The following is a 17,598-nucleotide window of genomic DNA, read 5'->3' on the forward strand; positions in this document are numbered from 1 at the left end:
CTGACATCATGCGTTTCGGGCTGCTTCTTCTTAGCTGCCGCGGCGAGGGTCTGTAGCCACCGCAAGGCCGACCCCCTCCCCGCGGAGTTCGGTGCTGTCGTCGGTCCTCGAAGAACCCTTCGCCTCGCTCGTACGGCGCGTCCACGGCTGAGCCTCATCACCTCGGCCCGTACCCGGCGAGCGGCGAAACCTCCACAGGAGCCCCACGCCATGACATCCCAGCCCCCTCAGCAGAACCGGACAGGCCGCTCCGGCCGCCCGGTCGGCCGCGCCACCCCGATCACCGCCGCCTCGGTACGCCAGCGCCCCTCCGGCATGCCGGTCCACAAGTACGGGCAGTACGAGGCGGTCGACATCCCCGACCGCACCTGGCCCGGCAACCGGATCACCAAGGCGCCCCGCTGGCTGTCGACCGACCTGCGGGACGGCAACCAGGCGCTGATCGACCCGATGTCCCCGGCCCGCAAGCGCGAGATGTTCGACCTGCTGGTGCGCATGGGATACAAGGAGATCGAGGTCGGCTTCCCCTCCTCGGGCCAGACGGACTTCGACTTCGTGCGCTCCATCATCGAGGAGGGTGCGATCCCGGACGACGTGACGATCTCCGTCCTCACGCAGGCCCGCGAGGAACTGATCGAGCGCACCGTCGAGTCGCTCAAGGGCGCCCACCACGCCACCGTGCACCTGTACAACGCGACGGCACCGGTCTTCCGCGAGGTCGTCTTCCGCGGCACCCGCGACCAGGTCAAGCAGATCGCCGTGGACGGCACCCGGCTGGTGCTGGAGTACGCCGAGAAGCTGCTGGACGACCGCACCGTCTTCGGCTACCAGTACAGCCCCGAGATCTTCACCGACACCGAGCTGGACTTCGCCCTGGAGGTCTGCGAGGGCGTCATGGACGTGTGGCAGCCCGAGGACGGCCGCGAGATCATCCTCAACCTGCCCGCCACCGTCGAGCGCTCCACGCCCAGCACCCACGCCGACCGGTTCGAGTGGATGGGGCGCCACCTGTCGCGGCGCGAGCACGTGTGCCTGTCGGTCCACCCGCACAACGACCGGGGCACCGCCGTGGCCGCCGCCGAGCTGGCCGTGATGGCGGGCGCCGACCGCGTCGAGGGCTGCCTGTTCGGGCAGGGCGAGCGCACCGGCAACGTCGACCTGGTCACCCTGGGGATGAACCTGTTCAGCCAGGGCGTCGACCCGATGATCGACTTCTCGCAGATCGACGAGATCCGTCGCACCTACGAGTACTGCAACCAGATGGAGGTCCACCCGCGCCACCCGTACGTGGGCGACCTGGTCTACACCGCCTTCTCCGGCTCCCACCAGGACGCCATCAAGAAGGGCTTCGAGGCCATGGAGGCCCGCGCGGCGCAGTCGGGCGGGACGGTGGACGACGTCGAGTGGTCCGTCCCCTACCTGCCCATCGACCCCAAGGACGTGGGCCGCTCCTACGAGGCGGTCATCCGCGTCAACTCGCAATCCGGCAAGGGCGGCATCGCCTACGTCCTCAAGGGCGAGCACAGCCTGGACCTGCCGCGCCGGATGCAGGTGGAGTTCTCCCGGATCATCCAGGAGAAGACCGACGCGGACGGCGGCGAGGTGACCCCCGCCGACATCTGGGCGACCTTCCAGGACGAGTACCTGCCCACCCCCGAGAAGAGCTGGGGCCGCATCGCGCTGCGCGGGGCGCAGACGTCCGCGACGAGCGAGGGTGCCGACGCGCTCACCGTCGAAGCCGTCGTGGACGGCGAGCCGGTGACCCTCAGCGGAACCGGCAACGGTCCGCTGGCCGCCTTCTTCGACGCCCTGCACGCGCTGGACGTGGACGTACGGCTGCTGGACTACGTGGAGCACACGATGAGCGAGGGCGTCGGCGCCCAGGCAGCCGCCTACATCGAGTGCGCCATCGACGGGCAGGTGCTGTGGGGCGTCGGCATCGACGCCAACATCGTGCGCGCCTCCATCAAGGCGGCGGTCTCCGCGGTCAACCGCGCCTACCGCGGCTGAACGAGGGCGACACCTGCCTGCCTGTCGGCCGGGCGCCGCGCCCCGGCCGACAGGCAGGACGGCCGCGCGGCCCGCGGGTTCTGCCCGGCGCTCCGGCCGGGGAACTGTGCCGAGCCGGCAGGAATTCGCGGCTCGCCGCACCGAATCGGGTCCCGCGGGGCTGACTCCGCGGCCTGCCTGTGGTTAACATCACGTTCATCCGGCGACGTTGCCGAATCGTGATGGAGGTGCGAGGCCATGCGCCAACGACCCTTTCGTGTTCGTCTCGTTGGGGTCCGCACGAGCTGGCGCACCCTCGACGACGGCGACTTCTTCTGCCCCGACTGCGGCGGTGACCGCCGCTACCGCAGGCGCGCCGGGCGGCGCCGCTTCGTGCTGCTGGGGCTCCCGCTGATCCCGCGCGGACCGGCCGGTCCCGTCGTCGAATGCGTCGCATGCCGCGGCCACTTCGCCGTCGACTCGCTCGACCGCCCCACCACGGGACGCCTCGCCACCATGCTCCGCGAGGCAGTCCACAGCGTGGCGCTCGTGGTGCTGACCGCCGGCGGCGCCGACGCACGCGCGGTACGCGAGAGCGCGGTGCAGACCCTGCGCGCCGCCGGCTTCGGTACCTGCGACGAGGAGGAGCTGACCGCGCTGGTCGCCGTCCCGCACGGCGACGGGAGCGGGCGTGCCGGACCCTCCCGTTCGGTGCGGCACACCGACCCGTACGAGGCGCTGATCGCGCTCACCCCGCACCTGGCCGTCCCCGGACGCGAGAGCCTGCTGCTCCAGGGGGCGCGCATCGCACTGGCCGACGCGCCCTACTGCGCCGCCGAACGCGAGGCGCTGGGCGCGATCGGGCAGGCACTCCAACTCGGCACGGAGGACGTGGACCGCCTGCTCATCCGCGCCGGCACCCCCTCCTGACACCTGGCCCGCCGACGCACGGGAGGCCCCGTCCCGCGACACCGCGGAGCGGGCCGGGTCCCGACCCCTGCGTCACGCACGGGTATTGACGGGTTGCGCGGGCCGTTGATGGGCTCCGTCCATGACGACCCATCAGCCGCTGCCCGGCTTTCCCGACGGTTTCCTGTGGGGAGTCTCCACCTCCGCCTTCCAGATCGAGGGGGCCCAGGACGAGGACGGCCGGGGCGCCTCGTCCTGGGACGCCTTCACCCGGCAGCCAGGGCGCGTCAAGGACGGCAGCGACGCCTCCGTGGCCACCGGCCACTACCACCGCTGGCCCGAGGACGTGGCGCTGCTGCGCGATCTCGGCGTCGGGGCCTACCGGTTCTCGGTGTCCTGGCCGCGCGTGCTGCCCACCGGCTCCGGGAAGGTCAACACGGCGGGGCTCGACTTCTACGACCGGCTCGTCGACGCGCTGTGTTCCGCGGGCATCGAGCCGGTGACCACCCTCTTCCACTGGGACACCCCGCTCCCGCTGGAGGAGGGCGGCGGCTGGCTGGCACGGGACACGGCACACCGGTTCGCGGACTACGCCGACCTCGTCGCCGCCCGCCTCACCGACCGCGTCACCCACTGGATCACGCTCAACGAGCCCGCCGAACTGACCCTCCTCGGCTACGGCCTGGGGGAGCACGCCCCGGGCAGGCAACTGCTGTTCGAGGCGCTGCCCGCCGCGCACCACCAACTGCTCGGCCACGGCCTGGCCGTCCGCGCCCTGCGGGCCCGCGGGGCACGCTCGGTGGGCATCGCCAACTCGCACGGCCCGGTCTGGCCGCTGTCCGGACGCGAGGAGGACACCGGGGCAGCGCAGCTCTACGACCTCGTCACCAACCGCCTCTTCGCCGATCCGCTGCTGCTGGGCCGCTACCCCGACGACGGGCTCGCGGCCATGCTGCCCGGCCCCGTCGCCGACGACCTCACCGTGATCGGTGAGCCACTCGACTGGTACGGCGTCAACTACTACCAGCCCACCCTCGTGGGCGCCCCCGACCCGGTGGGCGGGGCCGCCGAGTTCGCCGGGATCGGCATGCCCGAGGGGCTGCCCTTCGGCATCCGCGAGATCCCCGGCAGGGAGCGGACCGGGTTCGGCTGGGCCGTCGTCCCCGAGGGGCTGGCCCAGACCCTGCGCATCCTGCGCGACCGGTACGGCGCGCAGTTGCCGCCCGTCATGATCACCGAGAACGGCTGCGCCTACCCGGAGCCGGCCGCCGACACCGAGCGGATCGCCTTCCACGACGCCCACCTGCGGGAGCTGCACGCCGCGATCGACGACGGGGCCGACGTGCGCGGCTACTTCGTGTGGTCGCTGCTGGACAACTTCGAGTGGGCGGAGGGCTACGCCCAGCGCTTCGGACTCGTCCACGTCGACTGGACGACGCTGGAGCGCACCCCCAAGGACTCCTACCGCTGGTTGCGTGACGTCCTGCGCGACCAGCGCGGCCGGCAGCCCCGCGGCCAACGGGACGGCAGGTGACGGTCTCCCCGCCGGACCCCCGCCACGAGCCCACCGGCCCCGCCGCCGATCCCCTGGCGGAGCCCACCGCCCCGGTCACCCCGCGCTGGACGGCGGCGCCGGCGCTGGCCAACGGCTCGGTGCGGGTGGGCTGGTACGGGCCCCTCCAGGTGCTGCTCGCCCTCCAGGCCGCCGAGCCGGCCCCCGCCGGCCGGAGCAAGGGGTCGGTGCCGGCCTGGGTGACCGGCATCGGTGCCGCCGTCTCCCTGATCGCCGCCGCCGTCGGCCTCCTGGGTACCGTCCTGGTCCTCCGCCTCCGCAGGGTGCGCTGAGGCCCCACGGGCCGGGCGCCCCGCGCGGGCTGGGACGGTCCCTGCGGTCGAGGCGGCACCCGCCTGTCCCAACCGGCGGGCCGTGGCGCAGGATTGGGCCTGTGCGACGGCCACGGGACCCGGTGAACACCCTCGTCGACCGCATCCTGCGGCCGCGCCGGCAGGCGGTGCCCGTGGCCCGGCGCGACCTGCTGCTCGCGCTGGCGATGTGCGCGGCGCAGACCGCACTGGCACTCACCGCCCCCGCCTCCGACGGGCGGCCTCCGACGGTGTGGGCCTGGGCGCTGCTGACCACGTCCGGCGCCGTTCTGGTGCTCCGACGCCGCGCGCCCTGGCTGACCGTCGCCGTCATCGTGGCCTGCGTCGGGCCGTACCACGCGCTGGGCCACCCCCACTCGGCGGCCGTCCCCGCCGCCCTCGTCGCCCTCTACGCCATGGCCGTCGCCGGGCCGCCCTGGCGTACCTTCACCACTCTCGCGGTGCTCCTCGGCATCATGTCGACGGTGATGGGCAGCATCGGCGCCGACCACCAACTGGGCGAGATGCTGCGCTCCTCCGGCTGGCTGGTGGTGGTCGTGCTGGTCGGTGAGGCGGTGCGCATCCACCGCAACTACGTGGCCGCTGTCCTGGAGCGCGCCGAGCGGGCCGAACGCACCCGCGAGGAGGAGGCCGCCCGCCGCGTCGCCCAGGAACGGCTCCGCATCGCACGCGACCTGCACGACCTGCTCGCCCACAGCATCACCCTGATCGGCGTGCAGACCTCGGTGGCCGCTCACGTGCTGGTGGCCGACCCCGACCGGCTCGACCGTGCGGCCGTCGCCAAGGCGCTCGACGGCATCTCCGACACCTGCCGGGGCGCCCGCTCCGAGCTGCGGACGACCCTGGAGGTGCTGCGCGCCGGCGACGCCGACGGCATGGAACCGCTGCCCGGACTCTCCGGCCTTCCCGACCTGGCACGGGCCGCCTGCCACGCGGGCGCCCGTGTCGACCTGTCCGTCCGGGAGACCGCCCGCGCCCTGGCGCCCGAGCCCGCCGTCGGCGCCGCTGCCTACCGCATCGTCCAGGAGGCGTTGACCAACGCCGTCCACCACGCGGGGGCCTCGGTCACTGTGCGGGCCGTGGTCGAGGGCGTGGGCGGGGCCCTGCGGGTGAGTGTCGTCGACGACGGCGGGGGACGGGAACCCGGTGCCGCGGGCGGCGTCGGAGGCGGCTTCGGACTCGTCGGCATGCGGGAGCGGGCCCGCAGTGTCGGCGGCTCACTGGACGCCGGCCCCCGCGAGGGCCGCCCCGGCTTCGCCGTGACCGCCCTGCTCCCCGCCCACCTGCCCGCCTCCGCCCGGGAGAAGCCCCCAGCCCCGCAGAAGGACCGCCCCGCTGGAGCCCACCATGACTGACCCCGACCCGAGCGTGCCCGGCACGGAGCCCGGCCCGGACGCGTCCGCTGCGGATGTGTCAGGCGCGGGGGAGCAGCCCGGCGGGGAGGGTCCCGGTACGGGTGCGCCCGGCGTGAGGGGGTCCGGTGCGGGCGGTGCCGGTGCCGGGGTGCCCGGCGCGGGGGAGCAGCCCGGCGGGGGCGCTCCCGGGGTCGGGATGCCCGGCGCAAGGGAACCCGGAGCGGCCGATCCCGGTGGCGGCGCGCCCGGTCGGGGCGGTTCCGGCGGGGACGTTCCCCGCGCGGGCGCGCCCGATGGCGCGAGCGCCCCGTTGCGGATCGTGCTTGCGGACGACCAGACCCTGGTGCGGGCCGCCTTCGCCATGCTCATCGCCTCCGCACCGGGCATGGCCGTCGTGGGGGAGGCCGGCACCGGGCGGGAGGCCGTCGCGCTGGCCCGTTCGCAGCGGGCGGACCTCGTGGTGATGGACATCCGCATGCCGGACCTCGACGGCATCGAGGCCACCCGGCTGATCGCCGCGGACGAGGACCTCGGCCACGTGCGGGTCCTCGTCCTGACCACGTACGACACCGACGACCACGTCGTCGAGGCGCTGCGCGCCGGGGCCTCCGGTTTCCTGGTCAAGGACACCCGGCCCGCCGAACTCCTGGAGGCGATCCGGACGGTCGCCGCGGGGGAGTCCCTGCTGTCGCCCGGCCCGACGGCCCGGCTGATCGCCCGCGTGCTGCGGGCCCCCGCGCCGGACGCCGACGGCGAGTCGGCCCCCGGCTCCCCCGGCTCCCTCAGTGCCCTCAGCGTTCTCGGCGTCCTCTCCGCGCGCGAACGCGAGGTCCTCACCCTGGTGGCCCGCGGCCTGAACAACGCGGAGATCGCCCGCTCCCTCGCCCTCTCCCCGCTGACCGCCAAGACCCATGTGAGCCGCATCATGGGCAAGCTCTCCGTACGTGACCGGGCACAACTGGTGATCACCGCGTACGAGTCCGGCCTGGTCACCCCCGGAGCCGTCCCACCGGGCCCGGCCTGACACACCGGTAGGCGACAATGCCCGTATGTCCCTGTTCCGCGACGACGGCATCGTCCTGCGCACCCAGAAACTCGGCGAGGCCGACCGCATCATCTCGTTGCTCACCCGGGGGCACGGGCGGGTGCGGGCGGTGGCCCGGGGGGTGCGGCGGACCAAGTCGAAGTTCGGGGCCCGGCTGGAGCCGTTCAGCCACGTGGACGTGCAGTTCTTCGCGCGGGGCAGCGAACTGGTGGGCCGCGGCCTCCCGCTGTGCACGCAGACGGAGACGATCGCCCCGTACGGCCGCGGCATCGTGACCGACTACGACCGCTACACGGCGGGCACGGCCATGCTGGAGACCGCGGAGCGGTTCACCGACCACGAGGGCGAGCCGAACGTGCAGCAGTATCTGCTGCTGGTCGGCGGCCTGCGCACCCTCGCCGCGGGCGACCACCGCGCGGGCCTGGTGCTGGACGCCTTCCTGCTGCGCTCGCTGGCGATGGGCGGCTACGCCCCCAGCTTCGCGGACTGCGCCAAGTGCGGGCTGCCGGGCCCGAACCGGTTCTTCTCGGTGGCCTCGGGCGGTGTGGTGTGCGGCGACTGCCGCGTCCCGGGCAGCGTCGTCCCCTCGCCGGAGGCGCTGCGGCTGCTGGGCGCCCTGCTGACGGGGGACTGGGAGACCGCGGACGCCGCCGAGTCGCGGCACTGCCGGGAGGGCTCGGGGCTGGTCTCGGCGTATCTCCACTGGCACCTGGAGCGGGGGCTGCGCTCCTTGCGGTACGTGCGGCAGGCGTCGAACGGTTAGGCTCGGGCGGGTCACCTGCCCCCTGTCCCGTCCGCTGGAGATGAGTACCGAATGGCCCGCCGCGGAATGCTGTCCTGGTCGCAGCAGCGCCAGTACGTGACCCCGGAACCGCACCCGTCGGGGGCGCGGCCGCCCAGGATCCCGGGCGAGCTGGTCCCGAACCATGTGGCGGTCGTCATGGACGGCAACGGCCGTTGGGCCAAGCAGCGCGGGCTGCCGCGTACGGAGGGCCACAAGGTCGGTGAGGGCGTCGTCATGGACGTCCTCAAGGGCTGCCTGGAGATGGGCGTCAAGAACCTGTCGCTGTACGCCTTCTCCACCGAGAACTGGAAGCGCTCGCCGGAAGAGGTGCGCTTCTTGATGAACTTCAACCGGGACGTGATCCGCCGCCGCCGCGACGAGATGGACGAGCTGGGCATCCGCATCCGGTGGGTGGGCCGGATGCCCAAGCTGTGGAAGTCGGTGGTCCAGGAGCTCCAGGTCGCCCAGGAGCAGACCCGGGGCAACGACGCGATGACGCTGTACTTCTGCGTCAACTACGGTGGCCGCGCCGAGATCGCGGACGCGGCGCGTGCCGTGGCCGAGGAGGTCGCAGCCGGCAGGCTGGATCCCTCGAAGGTGAACGAGAAGACGTTCGCGAAGTACCTGTACTACCGCGACATGCCGGACGTGGACCTCTTCCTGCGCCCCTCGGGCGAGCAGCGGACGTCCAACTACCTGATCTGGCAGAGCGCCTACGCGGAGATGGTCTACCAGGACGTGCTGTGGCCGGACTTCGACCGGCGGGACCTGTGGGCGGCCTGCCTGGAGTACGCCCAGCGCGACCGCCGCTTCGGTGGTGCCCTGCCCAACGAGGGCGGCCAGGGCCAGGCGCAGGCCGCCGAGGCCCGGTAGGCGGCCCGCGGGGCGGTGTCAGCCTGCGAAGTTCCACGTGACGGCGCCACCCGCGGTCACCGTGACGGCCAGCACGATCAGGTCGGCGGCGCCGAGGCCGAGGCCCAGCAGGGCGCGGCCGCGCCGGGTGGTGTCCCGGGTGAGGGCGAGGGTGCCGAGGACGAGTGCGCAGGGTCCCAGGACGATGTTGAAGACCAGCAGCCCGGCCAGGCCCATGACGAACGAGGCCACGGCCATATCGTCGGCGGTGTCGGCGTCACCCCGGCGGGTGCGGCCCTTGCGGAGGGTGTGCGGGGTGCTCGCGGTGGTCATGTCAGCTTCCCTTCCGGTGGCGGCGGTGGCGTTCGCGGACGGTGAAGACGAGCAGCCAGGCGGCGATGGCCGCGGCTGCGGTGAGGCTCACGGCGGGCGGCAGGTGGGCGGGTGGGCCCACCAGGACGCCCAGCAGGAGGAACGCTGCGACGAGGAAGAGCACGGTTCCTCTCCTCTCTCTGCGGAGGCGGTCCGGCCTCCGGACGTGATGCGGTCGCATTTCGGTGAACAAGTGTCGTGACAACTGTTCACTGAGTCTGAGGGTACCCCATTGCGGCGCTCGGCACACAACTGTTTACTGAGCCCATGAGTACCACCCCCTCGCAGCGGGACCTCCAAAAGGCCCGGACCCGCCGCGCCCTGCTCGACGCGGGCCTGGCGCTGCTGAAGGAGCAGAGCCTCAGCAGCCTGGGCCTGCGTGAGATCACCCGCGCCGTGGGTATCTCTCCCGCGGCCTTCTACCGGCACTTCCGGGACGTCAGCGACCTCGGCGTGGCGCTCGTCGAGGAGTCGCTGGGCAGCCTGCACGAGGTGATACGGAGCGGCCTGACCGAGCACAGCGGGGACGGCGAGCGCATCGACCACCTCGTCGACGCCCTCGCGGCGCACGTACGCGACCACCCCGAGCACATCCGCTTCGTGGCCGGCGAGCGGCACGGCGGGGTGGCTGCGGTCCGCGTCGCCATCGGGGCCGAACTCGACCGCTTCGCCGAGGAGGTCGCCCACCTGCTGGCCGGGGACGAGGTCTCCCGGAACTGGAGCGCCGAGGACCTGCGCATGCTGGGGGAGACGTACGTCGACCTGATGGTGATGACGGCCTCCGCGTTCCTGGAGGCCGCCCAGGGCGAGGGCCCGCCCCAGGACGCCGTCGCCCACGCGGCGCGCCGCCGGCTGCGCCTCATCAGCTTGGGCCGCCGCCACTGGACGAGCGAGCAGGCCCCGGACAGTGACGGGTCCGCCTCGCCACCCTTCGCAAGCGGGTGACGTACGCTCCGTGACCCCGCCGCGCCGGCCCGGAAAGAGCAGGTCAGGCGGGGTGGGGTGGGGTGACCCGTCGCCCGAACGGAGTCACTCGCCTGGGCGGGGGGTGGGGTCTGCCGCACGGTTGGCCTATGCGACCGACCAAAGCCGCGTTCGCGGTGTGCGTCCCGCTGACGCTGCTGGTGCTGCTGGTGATATGCGCCGCTCCGCTGCGGGACGCGATACAGCAGGGTGACGCTGCCGAGGCCGAGCGGGCCACGGCCGGACCGCGCCCCCGAGTGGTGACCCGCGCCGCATGGGGCGCCGACGAGAGGACCGCGCGCGAGCGCTCGTCCTACGTGCACGGCGTGCAGGCCGTCTTCATCCACCACACCAACCACCCGAACGACTACGACTGCGACGACGCCCCCGCCATGCTGCGGGCCCTGCAGGCCGACCACATCCGGCGCGGCTGGGACGACATCGGCTACAACTTCGTCGTCGACCGCTGCGGCACCATCTACGAGGGCCGTGCCCGCGCCGCACGCCACGCGGTGGAGGGCGCCCACACCAAGGGCTTCAACATCCACAGCATCGGTATAGCCGCTCTCGGCACCTTCACCGAGGGGGCGAAGGTGCCGCCGAAGATGCTGGAGTCCATCGCCAGGATCGCCGCGTGGAAACTGCAACCGGGGACCGATCCGCACGGCCGCACCCGGATGACCTCCACGAGTGACGAGAGCCGCTACCCGAAGGGCGGCAAGGCGGAGTTCCACGTCATCTCCGGCCACCTGGACGCCTACGACACCAGTTGTCCGGGCAAGGCGCTCTACGACGCGCTCCCGAAGATCCGCGACGAGGCGGCCCGCCTCCTGCACCGCGGCACGCACACGGACGCGGGCCCGCCGAGGAGACCCCGCGGCGGACCGACGGCCCCCGCGCGCTCCGCCCTACCCGGCCCCGGCTGAGACGGCGTGCCCGCCTCGGGCCGGGTGGGCGGCCCGCCGCGGGCTTCCGTGCGGCAGGCTGCCCCACGTCAGACGGTGCGCCGCCGCAAGAGCGCCGCGCACACCGGCAGCGTCACGGCCGGCAGGCCGCCGCACCACGCGGGTGCCGGCCAGGGGCTGTTGGCCCTCGGCCGGTCGAGCAGCAGATCGCGCAGCGACTCGTCCTGGACGGTCCCGACTCCCCGACCGGGGAACGGCACTGATCGCCGCTGGTCGAACGGCCGCTGCCTGAGCCGCGCCGCCGGACAGTGGGCAGCCGGGGCTAACGGGCCTTGGCGCACTCCCCGCAGGTGCCGAAGATCTCGACCGTGTGGCCGACGTCGACGAAACCGTGCTCGGCGGCGACGGAGGCCGCCCACTTCTCCACGGCCGGGCCCTCGACCTCCACGGCCTTGCCGCAGGCGCGGCAGACCAGATGGTGGTGGTGGTCGTCGCTGTGGCACCGGCGGTAGACGGCCTCGCCCTCGTCCGTGCGCAGCACGTCGACCTCGCCGGCGTCGGCGAGGGACTGCAGGGTGCGGTAGACCGTGGTGAGCCCCACCGAATCGCCCCGGTGCTTGAGCATGTCGTGCAGCTCCTGGGCGCTGCGGAACTCCTCGACCTCGGCGAGCGCGGCAGCGACGGCGGCGCGCTGCCGGGTCGACCGGCCGCGTACAGGGGGACCTGCGGTGGTCACGCTCTGGCTCCTTACGTTCGTCGGCTCCGGGAGCGCCTGAGCGGCTCCGTGTCGGCGCGGCGTTCGCGACGACCCATTGTGCCAGGCGAACCCGGTGCTTGTGCCGGGCGAACCCGGAGCGCGGGTATTACACCCTGGTAGGGCGGTCCGCCGCCCCCGCACCGCCGGTCGCGGCGGCGCTCCCCTCCGTGGCCGGAGCCGCCTCGTCCTGTCCTGGTGAGGCTCCCCGGGGGACGCCCGGGGGATGCGCCCGCGTGAACCGCCGCCGGGCCAACGGGGCGGCCAGCGCGGTGACGAGGCCGAACAGGACGATGGCCAGGACGACGATGCTGGCGCCGGGCGGGACGTCGACGAAGTACGAGGTCACAGTCCCGGAGAGGGTGACGACCACGCCGAAGCCGACCGACAGCCCCAGCGTGGCCGCGAATCCGCGGGTGGCCTGCTGTGCGGCGGCAACCGGGATCACCATCAGCGCGCTCACCAGCAGCAGTCCGACGACCCGCATGGCGACGGTGACCGTGACCGCCGCCGTCACCGCCAGCAGCAGGTTCAGCAACCGCACCGGAAGCCCGGTGACCCGTGCGAACTCCTCGTCCTGGCAGACGGCGAACAACTGCCGCCGCAGGCCCAGGGAGACCAGCAGGACGAAGACCGACAGCCCCACGATGGCGACGATGTCCTCCGCCGAGACGGTGGTGACGGAGCCGAACAGATAGGTGGTGAGGTTGGCGTTGGAGCCGTTGGGCGACAGATTGATGATCATGACGCCGCCCGCCATGCCGCCGTAGAACAGCATGGCCAGCGCGATGTCGCCGCGCGCCTTGCCGTACCAGCGGATCAGCTCCATCGCGACGGCACCCAGCGACGAGACGAGCACGGCCATCCACACCGGGTTGCTGTTCAGCAGGAAGCCGAGCGCGACACCGGTCAGCGCGACGTGCCCGATGCCGTCCCCCATGATCGCCTGTCGGCGCTGCACGAGGTAGATGCCCACGGCGGGCGCGGCGAGGCCGACGAGCAACGCGGCGAGCAGCGCCCGCTGCATGAAGGCGAAGTCCAGCATCTCGGTCATGTGAGCAGCCCCGTCTCGATGGTGGGTGCGGCCTCGGCCGGTTCGGCGCCGTGCGGATGGCAGGCCAGATCGTGCAGCCGGTCCGGGTTCTCCACCCGTTCGACCCGGCCGTCGCGCAGTACCACGGCGCGGTCGATGAGCGGGGCCAGCGGGCCCAGTTCGTGCAGCACCAGCAGCACGGAGGTGCCCTGTTCCACCTGTCGGCGCAGGGTTGCGGCCAGCGCCTCCTGGTTGCCGACGTCCACCCCCGCCAGCGGCTCGTCCATGATCAGCAGTTCGGGCTCGGCGGCCAGCGCCCGCGCGATCAGCACCCGCTGGTGCTGGCCTCCGGAGAGCGCCTCGACCGGGTCCTTCATCCGCTCGGCCATCCCCACCTGCTCCAGGGCACGCCGCACGGCCGCCTTGTCGCCGCGGCCCAGCGGGGCGAAGCGGCGCCGGGCGAGCCGGCCGGCCGCCACCACCTCGCGGACGGTCGCCGGGACCCCCGCGGCGGCGGTCGAGCGCTGCGGTACGTATCCGAGCCGCCGCCACTGCCGGAAGCGTGCGAGAGGGGTGCCGAACAGCTCCAGCGTGCCGCCGGTGAGCGGCACCTGGCCCAGGACGGCGCGGATGGTGGTGGACTTGCCGGAGCCGTTCGCCCCCAGCAGCGCGACCGTCTCCCCGTGCGCCACCGTCAGATCCACCCCGCGCAGCACGGGCCGGCCGCCCAGCGAGGCCGTCGCCCCGCGCAGCGCCACGGCGGGCGGGGCGACGGCCACGTCGGTGCCGTCCCGCTCCTGGCGTCCCTCCCGGTCACGGTCCGTCGACGGCTTGCTCGTCATGCCTCACGTCCTCACTGCGCGCCGAGCGCGGTCTTGAGCGCGGTCAGGTTCTGGTGCATCACGGAGAAGTAGTCCTCGGTCTTGGGGTTCTTGACGCTCTCCAGCGGGCTGAGGACGGCGGTCCGCAGCCGCAGGTCCTTGGCCAGGGTCCCGGCCGTCTTGTCGCTGGCGTTGTCCTCGAAGAAGACGGTGTCCACGTCGTCCTTCTTCGCGACCTCGTGCAGCGCCTTCATCCGGGCCGCGCTGGGCTCGGACTCGGGGTCGATCCCGGCGACGGCCTCCTCGTGCAGGCCGTAGCGCTCGGCGAGGTAGCCGAAGGCGGCGTGCGTGGTGATGAAGGTGTCGGACTTCTTGCCCTTGAGCCCGTCCTTGAACTCCTTGTTCAGGCCGTGCAGCCGGTGCACGAGCGCCTCGGTGTTCTCGCGGTACTCGTCCTTGTGGTCCGGGTCGGTCTTCTGGAGCTGCTTGCCGACGCCCTCGGCGATCTGCGCGTAGCGGACGGGGTCCAGCCAGACGTGCGGGTCGCTGCCGTTCTCCTCGCCGTGGTCGTGCCCCTCGTGGCTGTGGCCGCCGTGCCCGCTGCCTTTCTCCTCCCCGTGCACGTCGGTGCCGTGCTTCTCCAGCGTGGTGTAGGAGGTGGCCTCCGCGAGGTTCTTGACGCCCGACTGTCCGACGGCCTCGTCCACGGCGGGCTGGAGCCCCTTGAGGTAGACGATCAGGTCGGCCTCGCTGAGCTGACCGGTCTGCTTGGGGCTCAGCTCCAGGTCGTGCGGCTCGGTACCGGGCTTGGTGAGGTTCTGGACCTCGACGTGGTCCTTGCCGATCTGCTGGGCGAGGTACGCCATCGGGTAGAAGGACGCCGCCACGTGCACCTTGCCGTCGTCGCCTGCACCGCTGCCGCAGCCGGCGAGGGTGAGCGAGCCGACGCCGAGAGCGGTGACAGCGGCGCTGGTACGTATGAGGCCACGGAGGCGGGGTCCGGTGTTCATGACACTCATTTTCACGAAAATTGGAAACGATTGTCAACTAGAGCATTGCGCTACGTGATCGACACGGACGGTGACCGGGGCTTCCCGGTGACGCGTGTACGCGCCCTCGAAACGGCGCCCGACCGATTTGCTGAGCACCCTCCACACACCAGTAATCTGAGGTATTCCGTCTCGCCGTCAATGAAGAGAGCACCGTGGCCGCCGACAAGATCGACACAATTGTCAGCCTCAGCAAGCGCCGTGGCTTCGTCTACCCGTGCAGTGAGATCTACGGCGGTCAGCGTGCCGCCTGGGACTACGGGCCGCTGGGCGTGGAGCTCAAGGAGAACATCAAGCGCCAGTGGTGGCGCTCCATGGTCACCTCGCGCGACGACGTGGTGGGCATCGACTCGTCGGTGATCCTGGCCCCCGAGGTCTGGGAGGCGTCGGGCCATGTCTCCACCTTCACCGATCCGCTCACGGAGTGCACCTCGTGCCACAAGCGGTTCCGCGCCGACCACCTCATCGAGGCGTACGAGGCGAAGCACGGCCGTGAGCCCGAGAACGGCCTGGCGGACCTCAACTGCCCGCACTGCGGCAACAAGGGCGGCTTCACCGAGCCCAAGCAGTTCTCCGGCCTGCTCTCCACCCACCTCGGTCCCACCCAGGACTCCGGGTCGGTGACCTACCTGCGCCCCGAGACGGCCCAGGGCATCTTCACCAACTTCGCCGCCGTGCAGCAGACCTCGCGCAAGAAGCCGCCGTTCGGCATCGCGCAGACGGGCAAGTCGTTCCGGAACGAGATCACGCCGGGCAACTTCATCTTCCGCACCCGTGAGTTCGAGCAGATGGAGATGGAGTTCTTCGTCAGGCCGGGCGAGGACGAGGAGTGGCAGCAGTACTGGATGGACCAGCGCTGGGCCTGGTACCGGGACCTCGGTATCCGCGAGGAGAACATCCGCTGGTACGAGCACCCGAAGGAGAAGCTCTCCCACTACTCCAAGCGGACGGCCGACATCGAGTACCGCTTCCAGTTCGGCGGCAGCGAGTTCGGTGAGCTGGAGGGCATCGCCAACCGCACCGACTACGACCTGACGGCGCACTCCAAGGCGTCCGGGCACGACCTGTCCTACTTCGACCAGGAGGCGGGCGAGCGCTGGACGCCGTACGTCATCGAGCCGGCGGCGGGTGTCAACCGCGCCATGCTCGCCTTCATGATCGACGCCTACATCGAGGACGAGGCGCCCAACGCGAAGGGCAAGATGGAGAAGCGCACCGTCATGCGTCTCGACCCGCGGCTGGCCCCGGTCAAGGTCGCGGTGCTGCCGCTGTCCCGCAACGAGAAGCTCTCGCCGAAGGCCCGCGGCCTCTCCGAGACGCTCCGCAAGCACTGGAACATCGAGTTCGACGACGCGGGCGCCATCGGCCGCCGCTACCGCCGCCAGGACGAGATCGGCACGCCGTTCTGCGTCACCGTCGACTTCGACACCCTCGACGACAACGCCGTCACGGTGCGTGAGCGCGACACGATGAAGCAGGAGCGGGTCTCCCTCGACCAGATCGAGGGCTACCTCGGCGGCCGCCTCATCGGCTGCTGAGCGCCCGCCACGAGCACGCAGGGCCCGGTCCCCCTCCCGAGCGAGGGGGCCGGGCCCTTTCGTCGTCGTGCGCCGCCGTGCCTTCGTCAAACGCCGTCGTCCGCCGTCGTACGGTCACGGTCGCCGTCCCGTGGTCACTCCGCCGTGCGGCGCAGCACCAGGCAGAGGAAGCCGAAGCTGTCCCGGTAGCCGCGCAACCACTCGTCGCGGTGCTCGGCCGCCGCCCGCAGGGCGTCCGCGCTGTCGGGGTGGTGCGGGTGGTCCAGCGCCCAGCGGGAGAGCGAACCGGTCCAGTTCCACTCGTAGTCGTCCCGTTCGTGGCGGGTGGAGCGGTGGGCGTACACGGGGGTCCAGCCGTCGGCGGTCACCGTCTCGACCGTGCCCGCCAGGTCCGGGTAGTCGCCCAGCAGTTCGCGTGCCTGTGCGGTCGGTTCGCGCTCCCAGTACGCGTCACCCATCAGGACGGTGCCGCCGGGTGCCAGGTGGCGGCGTACGGCGTCCAAGGTGGGCAGCAGGCCGCCGAACGCGTGTGCCGCCCCCACGCTCAGCACGACGTCGAAGGGGCGGACCGCGGTGGACTCGGTGAAGGAGGCGGCCTCGGTCCGGTGCAGCGTCAGGCGCTCCTCGACCCCCGCCTCCTTGGCGCGTTGCCGGGCCCGCTCCAGCGCCTCCTCGCTGGTGTCCACGCCGACCGCCGTGACCTGGGGGCGCCGGTCCATGGCGCGCAGCAGCCACGCACCCTGGCCGCATCCCAGGTCGAGAACGCGCGCGTCGCCGCGGGGCAGGGCGTGCCGGAGCAGCCGGTCGACGGAGGCGTCGTCGAGCGGGGCCGCGATCGGATGGTCGGCGTGGGCGAGGAGGGAGCGTGTGTTTCGGTCCAACCGGGCACTGTGCCAGACGGTGCGCGCCGCGTCCCCCGGCTCACCCCTGTGCGGGGTCACCCGCGCAGGTTCACCTGTGCGAGGCCGCCGCCCGCAGGACCGCGTCCAGGAGGCCGGGGAAGAGGGCGTCGAGGTCGGCGCGGCGCAGGCAGTTGATCTTCGAGGTGCCGCGGTAGCACTGGTTGATGACGCCCGCCTCGCGCAGGACGCGGAAGTGGTGGGTGGAGGTGGAGGTGGCGACCGGGAGTTCGACCTGCGAGCAGGTGGCGCCCTGCCCCTCGCCCTCGCCGTGGCCGTCCAGCACGGTGACGATGCGCAGCCGCATCGGGTCGGCGAGTGCGTGCAGCACGGTTTCCAGGCGGATCTCCTCCCGGGCGGGGTGCGGGAGTCGGCGTACGGCTGTGGTGGTCGGCACGGCTTCATGGTACGGCAGGCTTCGAAATTTGACAGTCTTCGTACTACGG

Annotated in this window: 19 protein-coding genes; 11 read left to right on the forward strand and 8 right to left on the reverse strand. The window is 72.4% G+C overall.

The features are described from left to right. The first annotated feature begins 210 nt into the window (after positions 1–210). From leuA to H297_RS0130025, 8 genes are all read left to right on the forward strand, one after another. On the forward strand, positions 211–2,010 hold the full coding sequence (leuA, locus tag H297_RS0129995; RefSeq protein WP_027740068.1) for a 2-isopropylmalate synthase: 1,800 nt from the start codon (positions 211–213) through the stop codon (positions 2,008–2,010). 237 nt (positions 2,011–2,247) lie between these two features. Beyond that, positions 2,248–2,919 (forward strand): hypothetical protein, encoded by a 672-nt coding sequence (locus tag H297_RS0130000; RefSeq protein ID WP_027740069.1) that lies wholly within the window; start codon positions 2,248–2,250, stop codon positions 2,917–2,919. Positions 2,920–3,040: 121 nt separating this feature from the next. Then, on the forward strand, positions 3,041–4,432 hold the full coding sequence (locus H297_RS39180; protein WP_037795728.1) for a GH1 family beta-glucosidase: 1,392 nt from the start codon (positions 3,041–3,043) through the stop codon (positions 4,430–4,432). Next, positions 4,429–4,743 (forward strand): hypothetical protein, encoded by a 315-nt coding sequence (locus H297_RS44680; RefSeq protein ID WP_037795729.1) that lies wholly within the window; start codon positions 4,429–4,431, stop codon positions 4,741–4,743. The genes H297_RS39180 and H297_RS44680 overlap by 4 nt, the downstream gene beginning before the upstream one ends. Before the next feature lie 101 nt (positions 4,744–4,844). Further along, positions 4,845–6,137: a sensor histidine kinase gene (locus tag H297_RS39190; protein WP_486589726.1), complete on the forward strand. Its 1,293-nt coding sequence runs from the start codon at positions 4,845–4,847 to the stop codon at positions 6,135–6,137. 361 nt (positions 6,138–6,498) lie between these two features. Then, complete coding sequence (locus H297_RS0130015; RefSeq protein WP_051352316.1) at positions 6,499–7,161, forward strand: response regulator transcription factor; 663 nt, start codon at positions 6,499–6,501, stop codon at positions 7,159–7,161. A gap of 25 nt (positions 7,162–7,186) precedes the next feature. Further along, complete coding sequence (recO, locus tag H297_RS0130020; protein ID WP_027740071.1) at positions 7,187–7,945, forward strand: DNA repair protein RecO; 759 nt, start codon at positions 7,187–7,189, stop codon at positions 7,943–7,945. 51 nt (positions 7,946–7,996) lie between these two features. After that, on the forward strand, positions 7,997–8,839 hold the full coding sequence (locus tag H297_RS0130025; protein ID WP_027740072.1) for an isoprenyl transferase: 843 nt from the start codon (positions 7,997–7,999) through the stop codon (positions 8,837–8,839). Between the two features lie 18 nt (positions 8,840–8,857). On the opposite strand, the gene H297_RS0130030 is transcribed toward H297_RS0130025, so the two are convergent. Together H297_RS0130030 and H297_RS43850 are read right to left on the reverse strand one after the other, a co-directional pair. Continuing rightward, positions 8,858–9,151, reverse strand: a complete 294-nt coding sequence (locus H297_RS0130030; RefSeq protein WP_027740073.1) for a hypothetical protein — start codon at positions 9,149–9,151, stop codon at positions 8,858–8,860. Between the two features lies 1 nt (position 9,152). Next, positions 9,153–9,314 (reverse strand): hypothetical protein, encoded by a 162-nt coding sequence (locus H297_RS43850; protein WP_027740074.1) that lies wholly within the window; start codon positions 9,312–9,314, stop codon positions 9,153–9,155. 143 nt (positions 9,315–9,457) lie between these two features. Here H297_RS43850 and H297_RS0130040 point away from each other — a divergent pair, with 143 nt between their 5' ends. Both H297_RS0130040 and H297_RS39195 read left to right on the forward strand, forming a co-directional pair. Continuing rightward, positions 9,458–10,135 (forward strand): TetR family transcriptional regulator, encoded by a 678-nt coding sequence (locus tag H297_RS0130040; protein WP_027740075.1) that lies wholly within the window; start codon positions 9,458–9,460, stop codon positions 10,133–10,135. Between the two features lie 128 nt (positions 10,136–10,263). Then, complete coding sequence (locus H297_RS39195) at positions 10,264–11,079, forward strand: peptidoglycan recognition protein family protein (protein WP_064744900.1); 816 nt, start codon at positions 10,264–10,266, stop codon at positions 11,077–11,079. 301 nt (positions 11,080–11,380) lie between these two features. Here H297_RS39195 and H297_RS0130055 read toward each other — a convergent pair whose 3' ends face one another. From H297_RS0130055 to H297_RS0130070, 4 genes are all read right to left on the reverse strand, one after another. Further along, positions 11,381–11,794 carry a Fur family transcriptional regulator gene (locus H297_RS0130055; protein ID WP_027740076.1) on the reverse strand — a complete coding sequence of 138 codons (414 nt, stop codon included), beginning with the start codon at positions 11,792–11,794 and terminating at the stop codon, positions 11,381–11,383. A gap of 127 nt (positions 11,795–11,921) precedes the next feature. Then, complete coding sequence (locus tag H297_RS0130060; protein WP_027740077.1) at positions 11,922–12,866, reverse strand: metal ABC transporter permease; 945 nt, start codon at positions 12,864–12,866, stop codon at positions 11,922–11,924. After that, positions 12,863–13,687, reverse strand: coding sequence for a metal ABC transporter ATP-binding protein (locus H297_RS0130065; protein ID WP_486589727.1), 825 nt, complete (start codon positions 13,685–13,687; stop codon positions 12,863–12,865). Before H297_RS0130065 ends, H297_RS0130060 begins: the two co-directional genes overlap by 4 nt. Before the next feature lie 11 nt (positions 13,688–13,698). Beyond that, entirely contained in the window at positions 13,699–14,676 is a 978-nt protein-coding gene (locus H297_RS0130070; RefSeq protein ID WP_027740079.1) for a metal ABC transporter substrate-binding protein, read from the reverse strand. A 194-nt stretch (positions 14,677–14,870) separates the two neighbouring features. Here H297_RS0130070 and H297_RS0130075 point away from each other — a divergent pair, with 194 nt between their 5' ends. Next, positions 14,871–16,253, forward strand: coding sequence for a glycine--tRNA ligase (locus H297_RS0130075; RefSeq protein ID WP_027740080.1), 1,383 nt, complete (start codon positions 14,871–14,873; stop codon positions 16,251–16,253). 134 nt (positions 16,254–16,387) lie between these two features. On the opposite strand, the gene H297_RS0130080 is transcribed toward H297_RS0130075, so the two are convergent. Then, positions 16,388–17,134, reverse strand: a complete 747-nt coding sequence (locus H297_RS0130080; RefSeq protein ID WP_027740081.1) for a class I SAM-dependent methyltransferase — start codon at positions 17,132–17,134, stop codon at positions 16,388–16,390. Positions 17,135–17,204: 70 nt separating this feature from the next. After that, a complete protein-coding gene (locus tag H297_RS0130085) occupies positions 17,205–17,549 on the reverse strand; it encodes an ArsR/SmtB family transcription factor (RefSeq protein WP_027740082.1) in 345 nt (114 codons plus the stop codon). Positions 17,550–17,598: the final 49 nt, after the last annotated feature.

It is taken from the genome of Streptomyces sp. CNT360 (genome assembly GCF_000424785.1).

Coding starts and splice junctions, on each gene's coding strand:
- leuA (WP_027740068.1), top strand. CDS start 211: ATGACATCCCAGCCCCCTCAGCAGAACCGGACAGGCCGCTCCGGCCGC.
- H297_RS0130000 (WP_027740069.1), top strand. CDS start 2,248: ATGCGCCAACGACCCTTTCGTGTTCGTCTCGTTGGGGTCCGCACGAGC.
- H297_RS39180 (WP_037795728.1), top strand. CDS start 3,041: ATGACGACCCATCAGCCGCTGCCCGGCTTTCCCGACGGTTTCCTGTGG.
- H297_RS0130015 (WP_051352316.1), top strand. CDS start 6,499: ATGCTCATCGCCTCCGCACCGGGCATGGCCGTCGTGGGGGAGGCCGGC.
- recO (WP_027740071.1), top strand. CDS start 7,187: ATGTCCCTGTTCCGCGACGACGGCATCGTCCTGCGCACCCAGAAACTC.
- H297_RS0130025 (WP_027740072.1), top strand. CDS start 7,997: ATGGCCCGCCGCGGAATGCTGTCCTGGTCGCAGCAGCGCCAGTACGTG.
- H297_RS0130030 (WP_027740073.1), bottom strand. CDS start 9,151: ATGACCACCGCGAGCACCCCGCACACCCTCCGCAAGGGCCGCACCCGC.
- H297_RS0130040 (WP_027740075.1), top strand. CDS start 9,458: ATGAGTACCACCCCCTCGCAGCGGGACCTCCAAAAGGCCCGGACCCGC.
- H297_RS39195 (WP_064744900.1), top strand. CDS start 10,264: ATGCGACCGACCAAAGCCGCGTTCGCGGTGTGCGTCCCGCTGACGCTG.
- H297_RS0130060 (WP_027740077.1), bottom strand. CDS start 12,866: ATGACCGAGATGCTGGACTTCGCCTTCATGCAGCGGGCGCTGCTCGCC.
- H297_RS0130065 (WP_486589727.1), bottom strand. CDS start 13,687: ATGACGAGCAAGCCGTCGACGGACCGTGACCGGGAGGGACGCCAGGAG.
- H297_RS0130070 (WP_027740079.1), bottom strand. CDS start 14,676: ATGAACACCGGACCCCGCCTCCGTGGCCTCATACGTACCAGCGCCGCT.